Source organism: Gordonia otitidis NBRC 100426 (genome assembly GCF_000248075.1).
Taxonomy (GTDB): domain Bacteria; phylum Actinomycetota; class Actinomycetes; order Mycobacteriales; family Mycobacteriaceae; genus Gordonia; species Gordonia otitidis.
This window is the reverse complement of record NZ_BAFB01000025.1, coordinates 36,639-55,271: the sequence shown is the minus strand read 5'-3', so window position 1 is coordinate 55,271 and position 18,633 is coordinate 36,639. Positions and strand designations below refer to the sequence as shown.

The following is an 18,633-nucleotide window of genomic DNA, read 5'->3' as shown; positions in this document are numbered from 1 at the left end:
AGTTGCTGTTCGTCGACTTGCTGTTCGTGCTCACGGTGCGACTCCCACGGTGCTCAGTCCTTCAGCCTCGTCCCAGTCGAGTGCGAGATTCATCGACTGGACCGCTGCGCCGCCGGTGCCCTTGGCGAGGTTGTCGATCGCGCCGACTGCAACGAGCGTGCCCGCTCGCTCATCGACGGTGACAGCGAGCTGCACGGCATTCGAGCCCATCACCGAACCCGTCGCCGGGAGTCGACCCTCGGGCAGCAGGTAGACGAATTGTTCGTCTGCGTATGCCTTCTCGTACACCGCGCGAACATCCGCGGCTGGTGCGGTGGTGCGTGCCGTGCAGGTCGCGAGAATCCCGCGCGACATCGGGACGAGGACCGGCGTGAACGACACCGACACCGGCTGGTCGGCCGCCGCCGACAGTGCCTGTGCGATCTCCGGGGTGTGTCGATGCGACCCACCGACGCCGTAAGCGCGGGCAGAACCGATGACCTCCGATGCGAGCAGGTCGACCTTCGCTGCGCGTCCGGCGCCTGAGGTCCCGCTCACCGCGACAACGGTCACGTGAGGCTCGACCAGGCCAGCGGCCAGTGCGGGAAGAAGCGACAGAATCGAGACCGTCGGATAGCACCCGGGCACCGCGATCCGGCTCGCATTCCGCAGGACCTCACGGTTGCCGGGGATCTCGGGGAGTCCGTACGGCCAGGTGCCGGCATGGTCACCGCCGTAATAGGCGACCCAGTCCTCGGCGTCGCGAAGCCTGAAGTCGGCACCGCAGTCGATGATCAGCGTGGTCGGCGGGAGCGCATCGGCGATCTGTGCCGACGTTCCGTGTGGCAGCGCGAGGAACACGACGTCGTGACCGGCGAGAACCTCGGGCGTTGTCTCCTCGAGTTCACGCTCGGCCAGCGGCAACAGGTTGGGGTGATGCGCTCCGAGGAGCGTGCCCGCATTGCCACCCGCGGTCAACGAACCGATCTCCAGGTCGCCCGACCGGAGGCGGGGATGCCCGCACAACAGTCGGAGCACCTCTCCACCCGCATAGCCACTCGCGCCGGCCACTGCCACCCTGATCGTCATACACATCATTATGCATGGCGGCGCAAATCAATACAGCACCGGCCTACCAGGGGTCGCGCGCTACAACCATCCACATCGTCGCACGCGACGGGGCACGCCGCAGCGCCGTCGAGCGGCGCCGCTCAGCGCAGACGCGCGCCGACCACCTCCGACGCCCGAGCAACCGCCGCCAACTTCGCCTCGGTCGCCTCGTCCTCGGTGAGGGTCCTGTCGTCGGCCCGGAAGGTCAGCGCGAACGTCAAGGACTTGTTGCCGTCGCCGACCTGCGCGCCCGTGAACACGTCGAAGAGCTCGATCGAGTCGAGGAGCTCGCCGGCGCCCTCGCGAAGCAGTGCCTCGACGTCGGCAGCGGGCACCTCGTCGGAGACCACCACTGCGACGTCCTGCAATACGGCCGGGAACACCGAGATGTGCGGCGCCGGCAGTGCGACGTCGAGCGGTAGCGCATCGACGTCGATCTCCACGGCGCATGTCCGCTTGGGTAGACCGACTCGCTCGAGCACAGCCGGATGCAGCTCGCCTGCGTGCCCCACGACTCGCCCGTCGACGACGACCGCCGCACAGCGCCCGGGATGCCACGGGGCATAGGCGTCGGAGACCAGCGTGACCTCGACACCCGAGGCGGTACCGATCTCGCGGGCAGCCTCGAAGGCGTCTAGGTAGTCGGCGTGACGGCCGGGGCCCCACGGGCCGGCGGGGTCGCGCACACCTGTCAGCGCGACAGCCACGTGCAGCGGCTGAACCGGAAGCGAATCGTCGAGCTCGGCGATCTGTTCGTCTGTCGGACGTCTGGTGACATCCAACTCGGCGACCGGGCGCATCCGCTCGGTCGCGAGGACCACCTGGCCGACGGTGTAGAGCGAGAGATCCCGTTGACCGCGGGCGATGTTGCGGCCCACCATTTCCAACAGCCCCGGCAGCAGAGTGGTGTTCAGCTCAGGCCGATCGGACTCGAGCGGGTTGAGCACCTTCACCGTCCGGCGGCGCGGGTCGTCGGACGGCAGGTCCCAGAGGTCGAGAACGCCCGCAGGCATGAACGGGAAGGGCAGAACCTCGACGTAGCCGTCGAGTGCGAGCGTGCGTCCGATGCTGCGCCGCCGACGTTGGCTCGGCGTCAGCCCACGTCCGCCCGGAGCCGACGGGAGAACGGCCGGAATGTCTTCGAGGCCTTCGAGTCGCAAGACTTCTTCGACGAGGTCGGCGCGCTGACGCAGATCCGGTCGCCACGACGGAGGCGTGACGGCCAGCGGGTCGGTGCCGGTGACCGTGCACCCGACCTCGACCAGCCGGGCGGCGGTGGTGCCCTCCGGGTAGGTCACGCCTGCGGTGCGATCGGGCTCGTCGGCGGCGATCACGATCGGAGCGATCTCCGCGACCACGAGCCGCTCCTCGGAGAGTGGCGACGTAGCCGCGCCACCGGCGAGCTCGACGATCAGCCCCGTTCCACGATCAGAAGCGGCAGCGGTGATCTCGGGATCGACGATGCGCTCGAACCTCTTGCTCGCCTCGGAGGTGAGTTTGTGCCGCTTACCCGTCCGGAACACGCGCACCTGGTCGAAGGTCGCCGATTCGAGCAGGACACGAGTCGTCGTCGGACCGACCTCGGTGCTCTCGCCACCCATGACTCCGGCAAGTGCGATGGGCCCGCTGTCGTCGGCGATGACGACGTCCTCGGGGTCGAGGTCGCGGGCGACCCCGTCGAGGGTCGTCAGCTTCTCCCCTGCCCGCGCGTTGCGCACGACGATCGTTCCGGACACCTTGTCGGCGTCGAACGCGTGGAGAGGCTGTCCGAGTTCGAGCATCACGTAGTTGGTGACGTCGACGATCGCTGAGATCGGGCGAACCCTGGCGACCATGAGGCGCTTCTGCATCCACCACGGCGACACCGCCGTCGGATCGACCCCATCGATCAGGCGTGCGGTGTACCTGGTTGCGCCCGAATCCTTGTCGATCGCCACCGGCCACGGCTGCCCTCCCGAGACCGCGACAGTGGCGACCGAGGTTCCCGGGTCGACGAAGGGCAGGGCGAAGCTGCTCGCCAATTCGCGACCGAGGCCTCGGATGGAGAATGCGTATCCACGGTCGGGGGTGACGTTGACGTCGATCGCGGCGTCGTCGAGTCCGAGCACGGCACGAGCGTCGGCGCCCGGCTCGGCGGTGCCAGGAGCCAGCACGAGAATGCCGCTGTGGTCGGTGCCGATTCCCAACTCGGACACCGAGCAGATCATGCCGTCGGAGATGTGCCCGTAGGTCTTGCGCGAGGCGATTTCGAACGGGCCCGGCAGTACGGTGCCGGGAAGCGCGGCGACGATGAGGTCACCCTCGGCGAAGTTTCTTGCCCCACAGACGATTCCGCGGGGCTCGGACTCGCCCACGTCGACCTGGCAGAAACGAATCGGCTTCTTGAACCCGGTCAGCTCCTCGATGTGGTCGACACGCCCGATCACCAGCGGTCCGGTGATCACTGGAAACGGGTCGATGTCTTCGATCTCGAAGCCGACGCGGACGAAAGCCGCATCGATCTCCTCCGTACTGGCCGACCAGTTCGGGTCTGACGCCCGGAGGACCTCGGTGTACCAGGACTGCGGTGCACGCATCGGTCAATCAACTTCTTTCATGGAATCGAATCACGGGAAGGACGTGTGGCGACGGGGGTGAGTTCAGGCCGCGGGGCCGAAGGGAAGGGTGAAGCGGACGTCACCTTCGACCATGTCGCGCATGTCGGTGATGTCGTTTCGGAACTGAAGTGTGCGCTCGAGACCCATCCCGAACGCGAACCCCGAGTACACGTCCGGATCGATTCCACTGGCGCGCAACACGTTCGGGTTGACCATTCCGCACCCGCCCCACTCGACCCAGCCCGCACCGCCTTTCTTGGCGGGGAACCAGACGTCGACCTCGGCCGAGGGCTCGGTGAACGGGAAGTAGCTGGCGCGCATACGCGTCGTGGTCTCCGGCCCGAACAGTGCCCGGGCAAACGCTTCGAGCGTGCCGCGGAGGTTGGCCATCGTCAGACCCTTGTCGACGGCGAGTCCCTCGATCTGGTGGAACACCGGCGTGTGTGTGGCGTCGAGTTCGTCGGTGCGGAAAGTGCGCCCGGGGCAGGCCACATAGATCGGCAGATCCCGCGACAGCATCGAGCGCACCTGGACTGGAGAGGTGTGCGTGCGCAGCACCTGACGTGAACCCTCGGGCGCAATGTAGAAGGTGTCCTGCATCGACCGTGCCGGATGGTCGGGTAGGAAGTTCAGTGCGTCGAAGTTGTAGTGCTCGCTCTCGACCTCGGGCCCCTCTGCGATCTCCCACCCCATGCCGACGAAGACATCGGCGACTTGCTCGGAGATCACCGTGATGGGATGTCGTGCACCGGCCGGGCGACGTCGACTCGGCAGCGTGACATCGACGGATTCCGAGACGAGCACCGCGGCGTCGCGCTCTGCCTGCAATGTCGCCGTGCGGCTCTCCAGGTCGGCGTTGACCCGGCCCCGCACCTCGTTGACCAGCTTGCCCGCCGCCGACCGTTGCTCCTTGGGCAGCGAGCCGAGGGCTCGGCGGGCCAACGCGATCGGCGAACGGTCACCGAGGTGTGCGGTCTTGGCGGCCGCGAGGGCGTCGAGGTCGGCAGCCGCGGCGAATGCCGTCGTCGCTGCGGCGGCGGCGGCGTCGAGTTCCTGAGGTTCCGGGAAACGCAACTCCGCGTTGTCCCGGTCGTCGTTTCCCTGGTCTGTGTTCCGGGGACCTGGGGTTGATGCTGCCACGGGCGACGAACTCCTCGATCGGGTGTGTGTCGGGTCTGTCGACCACGTCACCGACCACAACGGCGCCGGTCAGTGCACGTGATGACTGCGATCAAGGGTAGTCGACCGACTCACCGCAGCGACTGCCCGGGCACCGGCCGCCGCACAGATCCCCGACGCCAGCCACCCCCACTCTTCGACGATCCCACCGCGGGCGACGAGGAGTGTCGACACCGCGACGACCGCGAGCAGCACGAGCACGGCCACGTCGCGGCATGTCGTGGTGGCACGTGCCACAGGCTCGTCCCACCAGGGCAGCCGGCGATTCTCGAGAACCGAGAGGACACCGGTCACCGGGACCATCGCTGCGAGCAGCAGCATTGTGGTGACCAGAACGGTCGGCCAGAACAAGGCCGACTGCGGATCTCGCGTGAAGCCGCACAGGTGAGCGACACCGATGATGGCGCCGAGTACGGGCAGATGCCACAGGTACAGCGTCATCGCGCCGCGGTTGCCGAGTACGACCCACCACCACACGCGTGTGTGAGCGACGACGCGTGCGAGCGGTGTGCGCAACACGATCGCGAACGCACACAGGACCACGGTGTGTCCGGCCAGTAGCAGGCTCGGCGGACTCATGTTCGACAGATGCTGGCCCGGCACGGTCACCAACGACATCTCGTAGGGGCCGAGGCTGACCAGCAGGATGTCGATGATCAGCGCGACGAGTCCGAGCACCGCCGCTTCGAAGCGCGTGAACAGACGCTTCGCGTAGGCGACGCCCAGCATTGCCGGGATGATCCAGACACTCAGGAAGTTGACGTAGCCGAGGCCCGACGCGCCGACGGCCAGCCGTGTGACGTCGACGCCGGCGGTCACCGTCCAAGCGACAGCGGTTGCGACGAGGACGGCTCGTCGTGACGACAGGCGTTGCAGCGCAGGTACGGCCGCAAGAACCAGAACATAGGCGCCGAGGAACCACAGCAACTGCACGCCGAGATGAGCGACGACGTCAGCGACCGCGGATGCGCCGATCGATGTACAGACCGCGTATGCGGTGAGCACAGTTGCCAGGTACCACGCAACCGGACGGAACAGTCGTTGTGCCCGGCACAGCAGCCACTGTCCAGGTGACGAATCGGGTCGCCAGCCATACGTCGACGCAGCGGCGCCGGCAAAGAAGAACAGCGGAAGGATCTGCAGGAGCCACGTCATCGGTTGCAGGATCGGAACGTCGGAGAGTGTGTTGCCCAACGTGACTCGACCGTCGTGGACCGAGACGGTGAGCATCAGCGAGTGGCCTGCGATGACGACGATCAGTGAGGTCAGTCGGATCAGGTCGACGACGCGGTCGCGGTTGCCGGTGATGGCGTCGAGTTCCGCGGGCGAAGGCCTCTGTGTGGAAGCCGACCTGGCGCGGCGAACCGACGGTCGGGACGGGACAGGTATCGGGGAGGAGTGTTCACGCACTCCGACGAGTCTTCGCCGAGAAGCCCGCCGAGCCCTGAGTGCGAATACTTAACTGCCCCGCGCATTTCGACCCGCGAGTAGTCTGACGAGTCATGCGCTACACGCTCGAGGATTCCATCGACATCCACCGGTCGGCTGCTGATGTGTACGCGGTGATCAGCGACGTCACACGTACCGGGGAGTGGAGCCAGCAGTGTCATACCGTCGAGTGGGTCGGGCCCGAACGCGGCGTCGGCGCCAGATTCGCCGGACACAACCGGACCCCTACGCGCGAGTGGACGACCACCTCGCAGGTCACCGTCGCAGACCCGGGGTCCAGGTTCGAGTGGACTGTCGGAACGAGCGGGACAACGTGGGGCTATCGACTCGAGCCGATCGATGACGCCACCACGCGACTCACCGAGTACACCGCGTTCACCGGCGCCGGCGAGGAATTCTTCAGCGAGAGATTCGGTGACGACGCCGACAACCAGATCCAGATACGGCTGACCGCCGCGGCGACCGGTATCGGTCCCACGTTGGCGCAGATCAAGAGGATCGTTGAGGCGTGAGCGCCTGACCTATCTGCGCGCCTGTACTCGCGCACTCTCGTAGAGGCAGATCGAGGCTGCCGCAGCGAGATTGAGACTCTCCGCACGACCACGGATCGGAATGGACACCCGGTAGTCGGCGGCTGCCGCATGGACCGGCGACAATCCGTGTGCCTCGTTCCCGAACAGCCATGCGGTCGGCTCGACGAGCACGTCGGCAGCGTCGTCGAGGATCAGTTCTCCGTCGGCCGCGGTCGCCAGCAGTGCGATACCCGCTGTGCGCACGGACGCCAGTGCCGCGTCGACATCACGCTCTCGGACGATCGGCAGGTGGAAAACGCTTCCGGCGCTGGCGCGCACGCACTTGCCGTTGTGTGGGTCGACCGAGTCACCGACCAGCAACACGGCGTCGGCGCCCATGGCATCTGCTGTCCGGATCAAGGTCCCGACGTTCCCGGGCTCCCGTGCCTCGACGGCGACCGCGAGCAACCGGGGACCGCTGGACAGTACGTCGGCGAGTGAGGCGTCGAGCAACTCGGCGACTGCGAAGATTCCGGGAGGGGTTGTCGCTTCGGAGAGCTTCTCGGCGGCGCGGTCGGACAATCCGACGACGTCGATCCCGGCGCCGAGCGCGTCGGCGAGGATGTCGGCATGCCGGTCCGCGTCGCTCTCGCGGACGAGGATCTGCCCGGCGCGCCCACTGTCGAGCGCAGCGCCGACCGAATTCGCTCCCTCGACGAGGAACCGACCTTCCGCGCGGCGCGTGGCGGCCCGCTGCAGCTTGGCATACGACACGACCCGCGAGGATCGTTCGGACAGGATCTCCATCAGAAGATGTCCGTGATCACTCGCGGGTCGTGTGCGTTGTCGATGTGAACGCTCAGGCTGCGGGAGCGTTGACGTCGGTGGGCAGCGCCTTGCGGGCCACCTCGACCAGGCCGGTGAAGGCCTCCGGATCGGTGACGGCGATGTCGGCGAGCACCTTGCGGTCGACCTCGACACCCGCGGCCTTCAGGCCCTGGATGAAGCGGTTGTAGGTGATGTCGTTGGCGCGGGCCGCAGCGTTGATACGCGCGATCCACAGCTTGCGGAATTCACCCTTGCGGGCACGGCGGTCCCGGTAGGCGTAGGTCATCGAGTGGAGCTGCTGCTCCTTGGCCTTGCGGTACAGGCGCGAGCGCTGCCCGCGGTATCCCTTGGAGGCCTCCAGCGTCGAACGACGCTTCTTCTGGGCGTTGACAGCCCTTTTCACGCGTGCCATGTCAGTTCCTCTTGTTCGTCAGATGTGGTGGTCGGATGCGTCAGCGGTTGAGCAGTCGCTTGATACGCGGTGCGTCGTTGGGGCTCACGACGGTGATGCCGTCCAGACGGCGGGTACGGCGAGAGGACTTGTGCTCGAGCAGGTGGCGGCGGTTGGCCTTCTGGCGGACGATCTTGCCGCTGCCGGTCACCTTGAAGCGCTTGGCTGTGCCCTTGTGGGTCTTGCTCTTCGGCATGTTGTGTTCCTTCATTTGAGCGAACAGCAACCACACCCGGGGTGATCGGGTGCGGTGCGTCCGCAGTGGTTCTCCGACGGTCCGTTCAGACCGGGTCGGCTTAGCTGGTCGTGTCGTCCTTCGCGCCCTGCTGGCGAGGTGCGCGGTCGTCACGGGTCTGCTGGGCTTTCACGCGGGTCTTCGCGCCCTTGTGCGGGGCGAGGACCATGGTCATGTTGCGGCCGTCCTGCTTGGCCGAGGTCTCGATGAAGCCGTAGTCGGCGACGTCGTTACCGAGTCGCTGCAGCAGGCGGTATCCGAGTTCGGGTCGCGACTGCTCGCGGCCGCGGAACATGATGGTGACCTTCACCTTCGAGCCTGCTTCGAGGAACCGGATGACGTGACCCTTCTTGGTCTCGTAATCGTGGTCGTCGATCTTCGGCCGGAGCTTCTGCTCCTTGATGACGGTCAACTGTTGGTTACGACGCGATTCGCGTTGCTTCTGTGCTGCTTCATACTTGAACTTGCCGTAGTCCATGATCTTGCACACCGGCGGTCGGGCGTCGGGTGCGACCTCGACCAAGTCCAGGTCGGCCTCGTAGGCCAGGCGCAGCGCATCTTCAACACGCACGATGCCCACCTGCTCCGAATTCGGTCCGACGAGTCGGACCTCCGGTACGCGGATGCGCTCGTTGATGCGGGTCTCAGTGCTGATGGGGCCTCCTTGATAAATCCTGACAGGGTGGCCGTCGCGGAGCGTTCGGTGGCCGCGCATGGAGAGGGCGCTCTCAGCAGAAGAGCCCCGGGATGGTGTTGTCCATCCTCAGGGCTCCGATACCGACCGGTCCGGCATCGACGACGATGCGCAGCGCCAACAGGCCGGAAAACTCCGTTGCCTGTCGGCGGGACCGGACCGCACAACTGCGTGAACACTGGTGCGCAAAACGCACTGATTCGACGCGTCGTAGCGGTGGGAGCGGAACTCCACTTGCGACCCCGGCGCCAACCGGGGCGGTCGTGCTATGGAAGTCTATCAGCCATGCCCGAAAACACCTATTCGCCTTCGGGCGATGATGCAGGTGACGACCTCACCACCGTCCGGAACGACGCTCTCGGCGATACCGAACGTGTCGACGTGACAACTTCCGTAGACGCAATGGACAACGTCCGCGACCTCGTCGACATTCCCTCGATCGAGATCGTCACCCGAGCCATCGTCATGCTGATGAGTGCATCGGCCGAGAAACTCGGATTGGCGCCCGGAGCATCCGAGGACGACGCCGACCTCGACGAGGCCCGCAAACTCATCACTGCTCTGGCCGGGCTCGTCGACGCGGCGAAGCCCGACCTCGGCGTTCACGCAGCCCCGATTCGCGACGGCCTCAAGCAACTGCAACTGGCGTTCCGTGACGCGAGCGCCTACCCCGACGAGCCGGGTGAAGGCCCGGGTGAGAAGTACACCGGACCGGTTCGCGATCGTCGTCGGTGACCGGTCGGATCGTCCGCGATCCGCCTACTGTCTCGAGTGCACAGCCACCGCGGTGCGCATCGGCGCGGGCGAGAGTTCCGACACCGCCAACTGCCTGACCTACTCCCCTCGCTGACAGTTCTCCACGGAGGACTACCCCTCGGTGGAGAACACGGCAGCACCCCCGCAGACCACCTCTGCAGCCCGTCGACGGACGTCGTGGCGACCATCAATCCGGTCGCGACGGCGTCCGTCGTCGTGTGTAGGAGGGCCGCAATGTCTGAGGAGCGGCTAGCCTGGGTCCATGACCTCCGACGGCAGCCCCGACGACCACGTCGACCCGAAAGACCCCTCCCCCGCGTCGGCCGGAGAGCAACCGCCCCTCGGGGACGTCGTCGACGCCGAGATCCTCGATGCGGACGTCGTCGAGCACGGGCCCACTGGCTCCGGTTCCGCGGGTATGCCCTCGGTGTCGGGCACCGCACACGTCGACCCCGATTACAACGAGCAGGGGGTACCGAGCTTCGACTTCGTCCGCGACAAGATCGAGAAGCGCATCTCGACGGCGATCGGATCGCACGAACTCGCCGACGCCTCGCCCGAGGGGCGGAGCATCGACGAGATGGTGCGCAAGCGGGAGGAAGCCGCGAAGAAGAAGCTCGACGAGATCAGGAAGTCCATGGGTTCCTGACCTGGATACTTTTCCTGACCCGTCACCCAGCGGTGGCGACGGACTCCTCGGTGTCGAGGACCTCGGCGAGGAACTTTCCGGTGTGACTTCCCGGGGTGAGTGCGATGTCCTCGGGCGTTCCTTCCGCGATCACCGTGCCGCCGCCGGTTCCGCCTTCGGGCCCCATGTCGATGACCCAGTCGGCGGTCTTGATGACATCGAGGTTGTGCTCGATCACGATGACCGTGTTGCCCTTGTCGACGAGCCCGTTGATCACGTCGAGCAGCTTCTTGATGTCCTCGAAGTGCAGTCCGGTCGTCGGTTCGTCGAGGATGTAGACGGTGCGTCCGGCGGATCGCTTCTGCAACTCGGCCGCCAGTTTCACGCGCTGAGCCTCGCCGCCGGACAGCGTCGGCGCGGGCTGTCCTAGACGGACGTAACCGAGGCCGACGTCGACCAGGGTCTTGAGATAGCGGTGGATCGAGGTCACCGGTTCGAAGAACTCGGCAGCCTCCTCGATCGGCATGTCGAGCACCTCGGAGATGGTCTTGCCCTTGTAGTGCACCTCGAGCGTCTCACGGTTGTACCGCGCGCCATGACACACCTCGCACGGAACGTACACATCGGGCAGGAAGTTCATCTCGATCTTGATGGTGCCCTCGCCCTGGCACGCCTCGCAGCGCCCGCCCTTGACGTTGAACGAGAACCGACCCGGCTGGTAGCCACGGACCTTGGCCTCGGTCGTCGCAGCGAACAATGTGCGGATCTTGTCGAAGACACCGGTGTAGGTTGCTGGATTCGAACGCGGCGTCCTGCCGATCGGCGACTGGTCGACCTGCACGAGTTTGTCGAGGTTGCCCAGTCCGTTCACCCGCGTGTGGCGACCCGGAACCTGCCGCGCACCGTTGAGCTTGTTCGCGAGCACCGTTGCGAGGATGTCGTTGACCAGTGTCGACTTTCCCGATCCGGAGACCCCGGTGACGGCGGTGAGCACGCCGAGCGGGAACGAGACGTCGATGCCGCGCAGATTGTGCTCACGCGCCCCGACAACCGTGAGCTGGCGGTTCTTGTTGATCGGACGTCGGATCGGCGGGACCGGCAAAGTGTCGCGACCGGCAAGGTAGTTGCCCGTCAACGACTTCCGGTTCTTGAGTAGGTCCTTGTAGCTACCCGAGTGCACGACGTGGCCGCCGTGCTCGCCGGCACGGGGTCCGATGTCGACGATCCAGTCGGCCGCTCTGATCGTGTCCTCGTCGTGCTCGACGACGATCAGCGTGTTGCCGAGATCGCGCAGGCGGGTGAGGGTGTCGATCAGTCGACGGTTGTCGCGCTGATGCAAACCGATTGATGGTTCGTCGAGGACGTAGAGCACACCGGCCAGGCCGGACCCGATCTGTGTCGCCAGCCGGATACGCTGCGCTTCACCACCGGACAGCGACCCAGCAGCACGAGACAGCGACAGATAGTCGAGGCCGACGTCGAGCAGGAACGTGATGCGTGCCTGCACCTCTTTGAGGACGCGTCCGGCGATGGCCTGCTGGCGTTTGTCGAGTGTGAGTCCCCCGAGGTAGTCGGCGGCATCGGCGACCGACAGGGCCGACACCTCGGCGATCGACTTCGGCCCGTACTGGGGGTGGTCGAGTGTCACCGCGAGAATCTCCGGACGCAGACGCGCACCCTGACACACCGGGCACGGCACGTCGCGCATGTAGCCCTCGTAGCGTTCCTTCATCTGCTCGGACTCGGTCTGGTCCATGCGCCGGTTCAGGAACGCCATCACACCCTCGAACTCGGTGTAATACGACCGTGTGCGCCCGTACCTGTTGCGGAACTTCACGTGGACCTGATGGTCGCTGCCATTGAGCAACGCGTTGCGCGCCTTGGCCGGCAGCTTCTTCCACGGGGTGTCGACGTCGAAGCCCATCTGATCAGCCAAACCGGACATGAGCCGCAGGAAGTAGTCGGCGTTGTGTCCGGTCGACCACGGCGCGATGGCGCCTTCCGACAACGACAGGTCCGGATCGGGAACGACGAGATCCTCGTCGACCTCCTTGCGGATGCCGAGGCCGTCGCATTCCGGACACGCCCCGTAGGGCGAGTTGAAGGAGAACGATCGGGGCTCGAGGTCGTCGATGGCGATCGGATGGCCGTTCGGGCACGCCATCCGCTCGGAGAAACGGCGCTCGCGCTTCGGGTCCTTCTCGTCGACGTCGACGAAGTCGAGAACCACGATGCCGTCGGCCAAGCGCAGCGCCGTCTCGACAGAATCGGTGAGGCGCTGCTTGGCGCTCGACTTCACGACGAGACGATCGACGACCACGTCGATGTCGTGCTTCTCCTGCTTCTTCAGCTTGGGCGGGTCCGCCAGCGAGTGGACTTTCCCGTCGACACGGGCGCGGGAGAAGCCCTGCGTCTGCAACTCGGCGAACAGATCGACGAACTCTCCCTTGCGGGTTCGCACAACCGGTGCGAGCACCTGGAAGCGGGTGCCCTCCTCCATCGCAAGCACCTGGTCGACGATCTGCTGAGGCGTCTGCTTGGCGATCTCCGCGCCGCAGATCGGACAATGTGCGACTCCCGCGCGTGCGTACAGCAGGCGCAGGTAGTCGTACACCTCGGTGATCGTGCCGACCGTCGACCGCGGATTCCGGTTCGTCGACTTCTGGTCGATCGACACGGCGGGCGAGAGTCCCTCGATGAAGTCGACGTCCGGCTTGTCCATCTGGCCGAGGAACTGTCGCGCGTAGGCCGAGAGCGACTCGACGTAGCGGCGCTGCCCCTCGGCGAAGATCGTGTCGAAGGCCAACGACGATTTTCCCGATCCGGACAGTCCCGTGAACACGATCAGGCTGTCGCGGGGTAGATCCACATCGACACCGCGAAGGTTGTGTTCGCGGGCACCACGGACGATCAAACGATCAACCACTCTTGTCCTATCTCACATGTCTCGGTCAGCCGTCGGCGCGGGATCGCCGCGCGCCCGGCCGCCGGCGCGCATCAGTCGTCGCCTGATGTCGCGCAGGGCGTGTCCGTGGCAACCATAACGGCGACCACCGACAAGAACTCTCGACGCTGAACCCGACCTCGACGGGCAGCGCCACAACACTTGTCAACGATACGCGGCCCACCTGGTGTTCCCGACGCCGTCGACGCCGACCAGGTCCACTGCGGATACGTGCGTGACTAGGCTGAATCCATGACCTCGCCCGACCTCACCATCACCGACGACTACACCGGCGACCTCTCCGAATCCGGTCCACAACGACGCACACTCGGCAATGCATCGATCGTGAAGGTGTCGGTCGGTCCGATGGACAACAACGTCTACATCGTGACCAGCACCGCAACCGGCGACCAGCTCATCATCGATGCAGCCAACGACGCCGACACGATCCTCGCCGCCCTCGCCGTGATCGGCGGTACGCCGCGCACCATCTTCACCACCCATCAGCACTACGACCATTGGCAGGCGCTCGCCGATGTCGCGAAGGCCACGGGCGCGTCCACCGCCGCGGGCCGGATCGACGCACCCGAACTGCCGGTGCAGCCCGACGTTCTCCTCGACGACGGCGACGCCCTGACGGTCGGAGACCTCCATTTCGACGCGATCCACCTCGTCGGCCACACCCCCGGTTCGATCGCGCTGGCGCTCACCGATCCTGCGACAGGAGTCGTTCACCTGTTCACCGGAGACTCACTGTTCCCGGGCGGGGTCGGCAAAACCTGGGCGCCGGGTGACTTCGAGACTCTCGTCGACGACGTCGAAGCGAAAGTGTTCGACCGCTATCCCGACTCGACGGTCGTCTACCCCGGCCACGGCAAGGACACGACGATCGGCACGGAGCGCCCGTCCCTGTCGGAGTGGCGCGAGCGGGGCTGGTGACGCTGGCCGAGACCGACCGGCGACCACGGCAGTTGCGGGAAATCATCAACTCTCGGGAGCGTCCCCGGGGCAGGCGGGTAGCCTCGGAGAGTGCCGTCGTCCCGGTGGGCGGGGTGCTCCACCGCACCCACCACGGCCGATGACCGAGTTAGAGATGACCGAGCAACATCAGCACCGCGCCAGACCATCACGGCGAGACCATCCGGTACACCCGTGAGCGAGACCAACAGTGACCATCGAAGGGACCGTGTCAAGAAGATGATCCTCCGCCGAATCGCCCGACCGATGCTCGCATCGGTATTCATCGTGTCCGGCTTCGAGGCCCTGCGCGATCCGCAGAAGCGGGCCGAAGTCGCCGAGCCGTTCCTGGAGAGCACCGTCGGAGTACTGCCCGACGAGGTGACCTCCGTCATCCCCACCGACCCCGTCACCCTCGTCCGTGTCAACGGCGGCGTCCAACTGGCGAGCGGCGTTCTGCTGGCGTCGGGCAAGTTCCCGCGCTTCGCATCCGCGGTCCTCGCGGCCTCCCTCGCACCGACGACCTTCGCCGGTCACCCGTTCTGGGAGGAGTCCGATCCGGTGGCACGGAACATGCACCGCACTCACTTCCTCAAGAACCTGAGCCTGATGGGCGGTCTGCTGATCTCGGCAGCTGACACCGAGGGCAAGCCGTCACTCGCCTGGCGCGGCCGACGCAAGGCCGACGCCGCGCTCGCAGCGCTGCCACTCGGCGCCAAGGCGGGCACGACCGCCTGGGACTCGTTGCGTGACCACGCCCAGGAATCGGCGTCGGTCCTCGGCGAGAAGTCGAGTGAGGCCGCAGACCTGCTGAAGCAGGATGCGCACAAGCTCGGGGAACGCTCGGCCGAAGCCGCGGAGAAGTTCCGCGACCGCGCACCCGAGATCGCCGAAACCGCCCGCGAACGCTCCGCCGACTTCGCCGACAAGGTCCGCGACCGCGCACCCGAGATCGCCGAAACCGCCCGCGAACGCTCCGCCGACTTCGCCGACAAGGTCCGCGACCGCGCGCCGGAGATCGCAGAGACCGCCCGGGAGCGTTCGGCAGAGCTGGCTGAACTCGCTCGCGAGCGCTCAGCAGAGCTGGCCGAATCGGCGAAAGAACTCGTCTCCACGGCGGGCGACAAAGCCGATTCCGCTGTGGCCGACGGCAAGAAGCGCTGGCGCAAGGCGCGATCCTGATCCCTTCGCTCGACGCGCGGACCCCATCGGCCCCACCGGAATCCTCTCCGACACGGCGGATGGGGTCCGCGGTATTTCCACCGCACCGCTACCCGTGGCTGACAGATCCCGTCGACGACGTTCCGCTTGCCGATCGACCCGACGGACACACGTTGATGGTCGCGGTCGGCTCCAATGCCTCGACTGCGGTCCTGCGTGCGAAGCTCGCCGACCACCGAGGCGCCGACATCCGCCCGACGCGCGTCGCCGTCAGTAGCATCGCACTCGGGTATTCGGCGCATGTGGCGGCGCGCGGGTACATCCCGGCGGCCCCGTTCGTGTCGCCCGGTTCCGTCAGCGTCGTATCAGCCTTCTGGCTCGACGAAGACCAACTGACAGCACTCGATTCGACCGAACCCAACTACCATCGATTGACAGTGACCACGACCTCTCATCCCCTGCGTGAAGCCGACGACCGCGAGTTCGGCGACCGACGAATCACCGGCGTCGTCGACACCGAGACGTGCCCGCGCGAGACGACCTTCCCTCCCCTGCATTCCTCACCGGTGCCTCAGTTCGCCCTGTACGCCTCGCGGCACGGCGTGTTGACCGACCGGCGTTCGACGCCGCTCACCTTCGGCACTCAACGCACGGTTCTGCGGCACCTCTCGACTTTCCTCGACGATTCGTCGCTGGCCGGAGAGCCCGCTGCGGTCTGCGCGGAACTCGGTCGATCACGCAGCCGCGCAGCAGCACTGACTCGACGAATCCACGAGTCAGGACTCTGCCGCGACGACGGCTTCGCGCACGTCCACTCCGAGGGCGGCTCGCGATGAGCAGTTCACCGACGCACGCCGAGCGCACCGATCCGCGGATCGACGAGGAACAAACACACCTCGATGCCGTCTATCGGCGTCTGGACAGGATGCGCGCAAACACCAGGCGCCGACTGGCCGCGACACTGCGCGAGTCGGCCGGGACTCCGCAGGCGTTGTCCGAGCGCGAGTCCTACGAACGCATGTATGTCGACGACCTGGCGAAATATGATGCGGCAGAACATAATCTGTATTTCGGTCGGCTCGATCTCGACGACGGCGAGATCCGACGGATCGGACGGATCGGCGTCCTCGACGACGATGACGACGACACCACGCTGCTGCTCGACTGGCGCGCGCCGCTGTCGAGAGCGTTCTACCTCGCCACGCCTGCAGCGCCTGAAGACGTTGCCCGACGCAGACACATCCGCACCCGCAATCGTGGTGTACGCGAGGTCAACGACGAATTCCTCACCGCGGGAGAGGCGTCGGTCGACGAGTCAGCCCACGGCGACGTCGTCAACGAATCGGCACTCGTCGCCGCGCTGAACGCCGCGCGCACGGGCGAGATGACCGACATCGTCGAGACGATCCAGCGCGAGCAGGATCTGATCATCCGCTCACCTCATCGCGGGGTCACCGTCATCCAGGGCGGACCCGGCACCGGCAAGACCGCGGTCGCGCTCCACCGCGCCGCCTATCTGCTGTACACGCATCGAGACATCCTCTCGCGCAGCGGAATCCTCATCATCGGCCCCAACAGCGACTTCCTCGACTACATCGGCCAGGTGCTGCCCTCCCTCGGCGAATCCGGTGTGCTGCTGGCCACGATCGGAGAACTCTTTCCCGGTGTCACCGCAACGGCGGACGAACCACGCCGCACCCGCGAGGTCAAAGGCCGCCTGCAGATGCTCGACGTCCTCAAGCGCACCGTCCGCTCGTACGAGTCGCTGCCGACCAAGCCGGTGCCCGTCGACTTCGACGGCTATCGCGTCGAGATCGACAGTGCACTCATCAAGTCCGCACGCGCTGCGGCGCGGGGTTCACGGAGGGCACACAACCAGGCGCAGCCGGTGTTCCTGCGTTCGGCCCTCGATGCGCTCGCAGCCAGGCACTCTTCGGTCATCGGGGCCAGCCTCCTCGACGGATCACAACTGCTCACCTCGGCCGATCTGAAAGACATTCGCGACGACATGGGCCGCGATCCGGACATCCGTGACGCACTGCTCGAGTTCTGGCCGACCCTCACACCCCAGGACGTGCTCCGTGGGCTCTACGACGACCCTGCTGCGATACGCAAGGCGACACCGGGTTGGTCGGACGACGATCGTTCGGCCCTGCAGCGCCCACGCGCCACAGCAGGTGCCGACGAGTTCACGCCCGCCGACGTCCCGTTGCTCGACGAACTGGCCGAACTCGTCGGATACGGCACCGACGAAGCCGAACGCGCCGAGCGTGAGCGGTGGCGTCGACAACTGGCCGACGCACAGGACGCCCTCGACATCCTCACCGGTTCCGCCCCACAGGATCTCGAGGACGAACTCGACCCGGAGATCCTCATGGCGTACGACCTGATCGACGCCGAACAACTCGCCGCACGCCAGACCGAAGTGCAGCGCGCGACCACCGCGGAACGCGCGTTCAACGATCGTACGTGGACCTTCGGGCACGTCATCGTCGACGAGGCCCAGGAACTGTCGGGAATGGCGTGGCGCATGGTGATGCGTCGAATTCCGAATCGGTGGATGACCATCATCGGCGACACCGCCCAGACAGGCGATCTCGCGGGCACGACGTCGTGGGGCGAAGTGTTGACGCCTTACGTCGCAAACCGTTGGCAATTGCGCGAACTGACCGTCAACTACCGCACTCCGAGCGAGATCATGACATACGCCACACGCGTGCTGGCGCACGTAGGCGACTCACTGACTCCCCCGACCTCGTTGCGTAGCAACGGAATCGAACCGTACGCCCGATCGTCGACCGCCGCCGATCTCGTCGCCACCGCCGTCGCGGAGGCAACCACGCCCCAGTTCAGTGGCCTGACCGGAATCGTGGTGCCCGACAGCCTGTTCGAGGAGACATCGCGCAGCGTCGCCGACCTCGATGCGGCATCACTCGGCATCGACGAACTGCCCCGCGTCCACACCGTGACCACGTGCAAGGGACTCGAGTTCGACACGACGGTCGTCGTCGAACCGAGTGCGCTGATCGAGCAGTCGCCGCGCGGCTACAGCGATCTCTATGTCGCGCTCACCCGCAGTACCCAGCGTCTTGTCGTGGTCAATGCCGACTCTCTCCCCGCAGAACTCGCCGACCTGCCGCAGCGCTGAGCATC

At 66.2% G+C, this 18,633-nt stretch carries 16 protein-coding genes; 7 read left to right on the top strand and 9 right to left on the bottom strand.

The window, feature by feature from the left end:
• Positions 1-30: 30 nt before the first annotated feature.
• The 4 genes from argC to GOOTI_RS02780 all read right to left on the bottom strand — a co-directional run bounded on the left by argC (position 31) and on the right by GOOTI_RS02780 (position 6,275).
• Positions 31-1,068, bottom strand: coding sequence for an N-acetyl-gamma-glutamyl-phosphate reductase (argC, locus tag GOOTI_RS02795; protein ID WP_007237038.1), 1,038 nt, complete (start codon positions 1,066-1,068; stop codon positions 31-33).
• A 122-nt stretch (positions 1,069-1,190) separates the two neighbouring features.
• Positions 1,191-3,665 carry a phenylalanine--tRNA ligase subunit beta gene (gene pheT / locus GOOTI_RS02790; protein ID WP_007237037.1) on the bottom strand — a complete coding sequence of 825 codons (2,475 nt, stop codon included), beginning with the start codon at positions 3,663-3,665 and terminating at the stop codon, positions 1,191-1,193.
• Between the two features lie 63 nt (positions 3,666-3,728).
• Positions 3,729-4,760: a phenylalanine--tRNA ligase subunit alpha gene (gene pheS / locus GOOTI_RS02785; protein ID WP_039993213.1), complete on the bottom strand. Its 1,032-nt coding sequence runs from the start codon at positions 4,758-4,760 to the stop codon at positions 3,729-3,731.
• Positions 4,761-4,895: 135 nt separating this feature from the next.
• Positions 4,896-6,275 carry an acyltransferase family protein gene (locus GOOTI_RS02780; protein ID WP_007237035.1) on the bottom strand — a complete coding sequence of 460 codons (1,380 nt, stop codon included), beginning with the start codon at positions 6,273-6,275 and terminating at the stop codon, positions 4,896-4,898.
• A gap of 92 nt (positions 6,276-6,367) precedes the next feature.
• On the opposite strand from GOOTI_RS02780, the gene GOOTI_RS02775 reads away from it, so the two are divergent.
• Positions 6,368-6,826: an SRPBCC family protein gene (locus GOOTI_RS02775; protein ID WP_007237034.1), complete on the top strand. Its 459-nt coding sequence runs from the start codon at positions 6,368-6,370 to the stop codon at positions 6,824-6,826.
• 9 nt (positions 6,827-6,835) lie between these two features.
• Here the strand turns inward: GOOTI_RS02775 and GOOTI_RS02770 are convergent, their stop codons facing one another.
• From GOOTI_RS02770 to infC, 4 genes are all read right to left on the bottom strand, one after another.
• A complete protein-coding gene (locus GOOTI_RS02770) occupies positions 6,836-7,633 on the bottom strand; it encodes a TrmH family RNA methyltransferase (RefSeq protein WP_007237033.1) in 798 nt (265 codons plus the stop codon).
• Between the two features lie 52 nt (positions 7,634-7,685).
• The gene (rplT, locus tag GOOTI_RS02765; RefSeq protein ID WP_007237032.1) at positions 7,686-8,066 is read right to left on the bottom strand and encodes a 50S ribosomal protein L20; all 381 of its coding nucleotides are present in this window, start codon (positions 8,064-8,066) and stop codon (positions 7,686-7,688) included.
• A gap of 40 nt (positions 8,067-8,106) precedes the next feature.
• The gene (gene rpmI, locus GOOTI_RS02760; protein WP_007237031.1) at positions 8,107-8,301 is read right to left on the bottom strand and encodes a 50S ribosomal protein L35; all 195 of its coding nucleotides are present in this window, start codon (positions 8,299-8,301) and stop codon (positions 8,107-8,109) included.
• A gap of 100 nt (positions 8,302-8,401) precedes the next feature.
• Entirely contained in the window at positions 8,402-9,055 is a 654-nt protein-coding gene (infC, locus tag GOOTI_RS02755; protein ID WP_007237030.1) for a translation initiation factor IF-3, read from the bottom strand.
• A gap of 264 nt (positions 9,056-9,319) precedes the next feature.
• Between infC and GOOTI_RS02750 the strand changes: the two genes are divergently transcribed.
• Together GOOTI_RS02750 and GOOTI_RS02745 are read left to right on the top strand one after the other, a co-directional pair.
• Positions 9,320-9,769: a DUF1844 domain-containing protein gene (locus GOOTI_RS02750; protein WP_007237029.1), complete on the top strand. Its 450-nt coding sequence runs from the start codon at positions 9,320-9,322 to the stop codon at positions 9,767-9,769.
• 283 nt (positions 9,770-10,052) lie between these two features.
• A complete protein-coding gene (locus tag GOOTI_RS02745; RefSeq protein ID WP_007237028.1) occupies positions 10,053-10,439 on the top strand; it encodes a hypothetical protein in 387 nt (128 codons plus the stop codon).
• Between the two features lie 22 nt (positions 10,440-10,461).
• On the opposite strand, the gene uvrA is transcribed toward GOOTI_RS02745, so the two are convergent.
• On the bottom strand, positions 10,462-13,344 hold the full coding sequence (gene uvrA / locus GOOTI_RS02740) for an excinuclease ABC subunit UvrA (protein ID WP_039993199.1): 2,883 nt from the start codon (positions 13,342-13,344) through the stop codon (positions 10,462-10,464).
• A 270-nt stretch (positions 13,345-13,614) separates the two neighbouring features.
• Here uvrA and GOOTI_RS02735 point away from each other — a divergent pair, with 270 nt between their 5' ends.
• The 4 genes from GOOTI_RS02735 (at position 13,615) to GOOTI_RS02720 (ending at position 18,628) form a co-directional block, all read left to right on the top strand.
• Positions 13,615-14,301 carry an MBL fold metallo-hydrolase gene (locus tag GOOTI_RS02735; RefSeq protein ID WP_007237026.1) on the top strand — a complete coding sequence of 229 codons (687 nt, stop codon included), beginning with the start codon at positions 13,615-13,617 and terminating at the stop codon, positions 14,299-14,301.
• A gap of 258 nt (positions 14,302-14,559) precedes the next feature.
• The gene (locus tag GOOTI_RS02730; protein WP_039993198.1) at positions 14,560-15,501 is read left to right on the top strand and encodes a DoxX family membrane protein; all 942 of its coding nucleotides are present in this window, start codon (positions 14,560-14,562) and stop codon (positions 15,499-15,501) included.
• A 59-nt stretch (positions 15,502-15,560) separates the two neighbouring features.
• Positions 15,561-16,316 (top strand): hypothetical protein, encoded by a 756-nt coding sequence (locus GOOTI_RS02725; protein WP_007237024.1) that lies wholly within the window; start codon positions 15,561-15,563, stop codon positions 16,314-16,316.
• Positions 16,313-18,628 carry a HelD family protein gene (locus tag GOOTI_RS02720; protein WP_007237023.1) on the top strand — a complete coding sequence of 772 codons (2,316 nt, stop codon included), beginning with the start codon at positions 16,313-16,315 and terminating at the stop codon, positions 18,626-18,628. The genes GOOTI_RS02725 and GOOTI_RS02720 overlap by 4 nt, the downstream gene beginning before the upstream one ends.
• The last annotated feature ends 5 nt before the right edge of the window (positions 18,629-18,633 follow it).

Coding starts and splice junctions, on each gene's coding strand:
- rpmI (WP_007237031.1), bottom strand. CDS start 8,301: ATGCCGAAGAGCAAGACCCACAAGGGCACAGCCAAGCGCTTCAAGGTG.
- pheT (WP_007237037.1), bottom strand. CDS start 3,665: ATGCGTGCACCGCAGTCCTGGTACACCGAGGTCCTCCGGGCGTCAGAC.
- rplT (WP_007237032.1), bottom strand. CDS start 8,066: ATGGCACGCGTGAAAAGGGCTGTCAACGCCCAGAAGAAGCGTCGTTCG.
- infC (WP_007237030.1), bottom strand. CDS start 9,055: ATGCGCGGCCACCGAACGCTCCGCGACGGCCACCCTGTCAGGATTTAT.
- GOOTI_RS02770 (WP_007237033.1), bottom strand. CDS start 7,633: ATGGAGATCCTGTCCGAACGATCCTCGCGGGTCGTGTCGTATGCCAAG.
- GOOTI_RS02735 (WP_007237026.1), top strand. CDS start 13,615: ATGACCTCGCCCGACCTCACCATCACCGACGACTACACCGGCGACCTC.
- GOOTI_RS02775 (WP_007237034.1), top strand. CDS start 6,368: ATGCGCTACACGCTCGAGGATTCCATCGACATCCACCGGTCGGCTGCT.
- GOOTI_RS02745 (WP_007237028.1), top strand. CDS start 10,053: ATGACCTCCGACGGCAGCCCCGACGACCACGTCGACCCGAAAGACCCC.
- GOOTI_RS02720 (WP_007237023.1), top strand. CDS start 16,313: ATGAGCAGTTCACCGACGCACGCCGAGCGCACCGATCCGCGGATCGAC.
- GOOTI_RS02725 (WP_007237024.1), top strand. CDS start 15,561: ATGGGGTCCGCGGTATTTCCACCGCACCGCTACCCGTGGCTGACAGAT.
- GOOTI_RS02750 (WP_007237029.1), top strand. CDS start 9,320: ATGCCCGAAAACACCTATTCGCCTTCGGGCGATGATGCAGGTGACGAC.
- argC (WP_007237038.1), bottom strand. CDS start 1,068: ATGACGATCAGGGTGGCAGTGGCCGGCGCGAGTGGCTATGCGGGTGGA.
- GOOTI_RS02730 (WP_039993198.1), top strand. CDS start 14,560: ATGATCCTCCGCCGAATCGCCCGACCGATGCTCGCATCGGTATTCATC.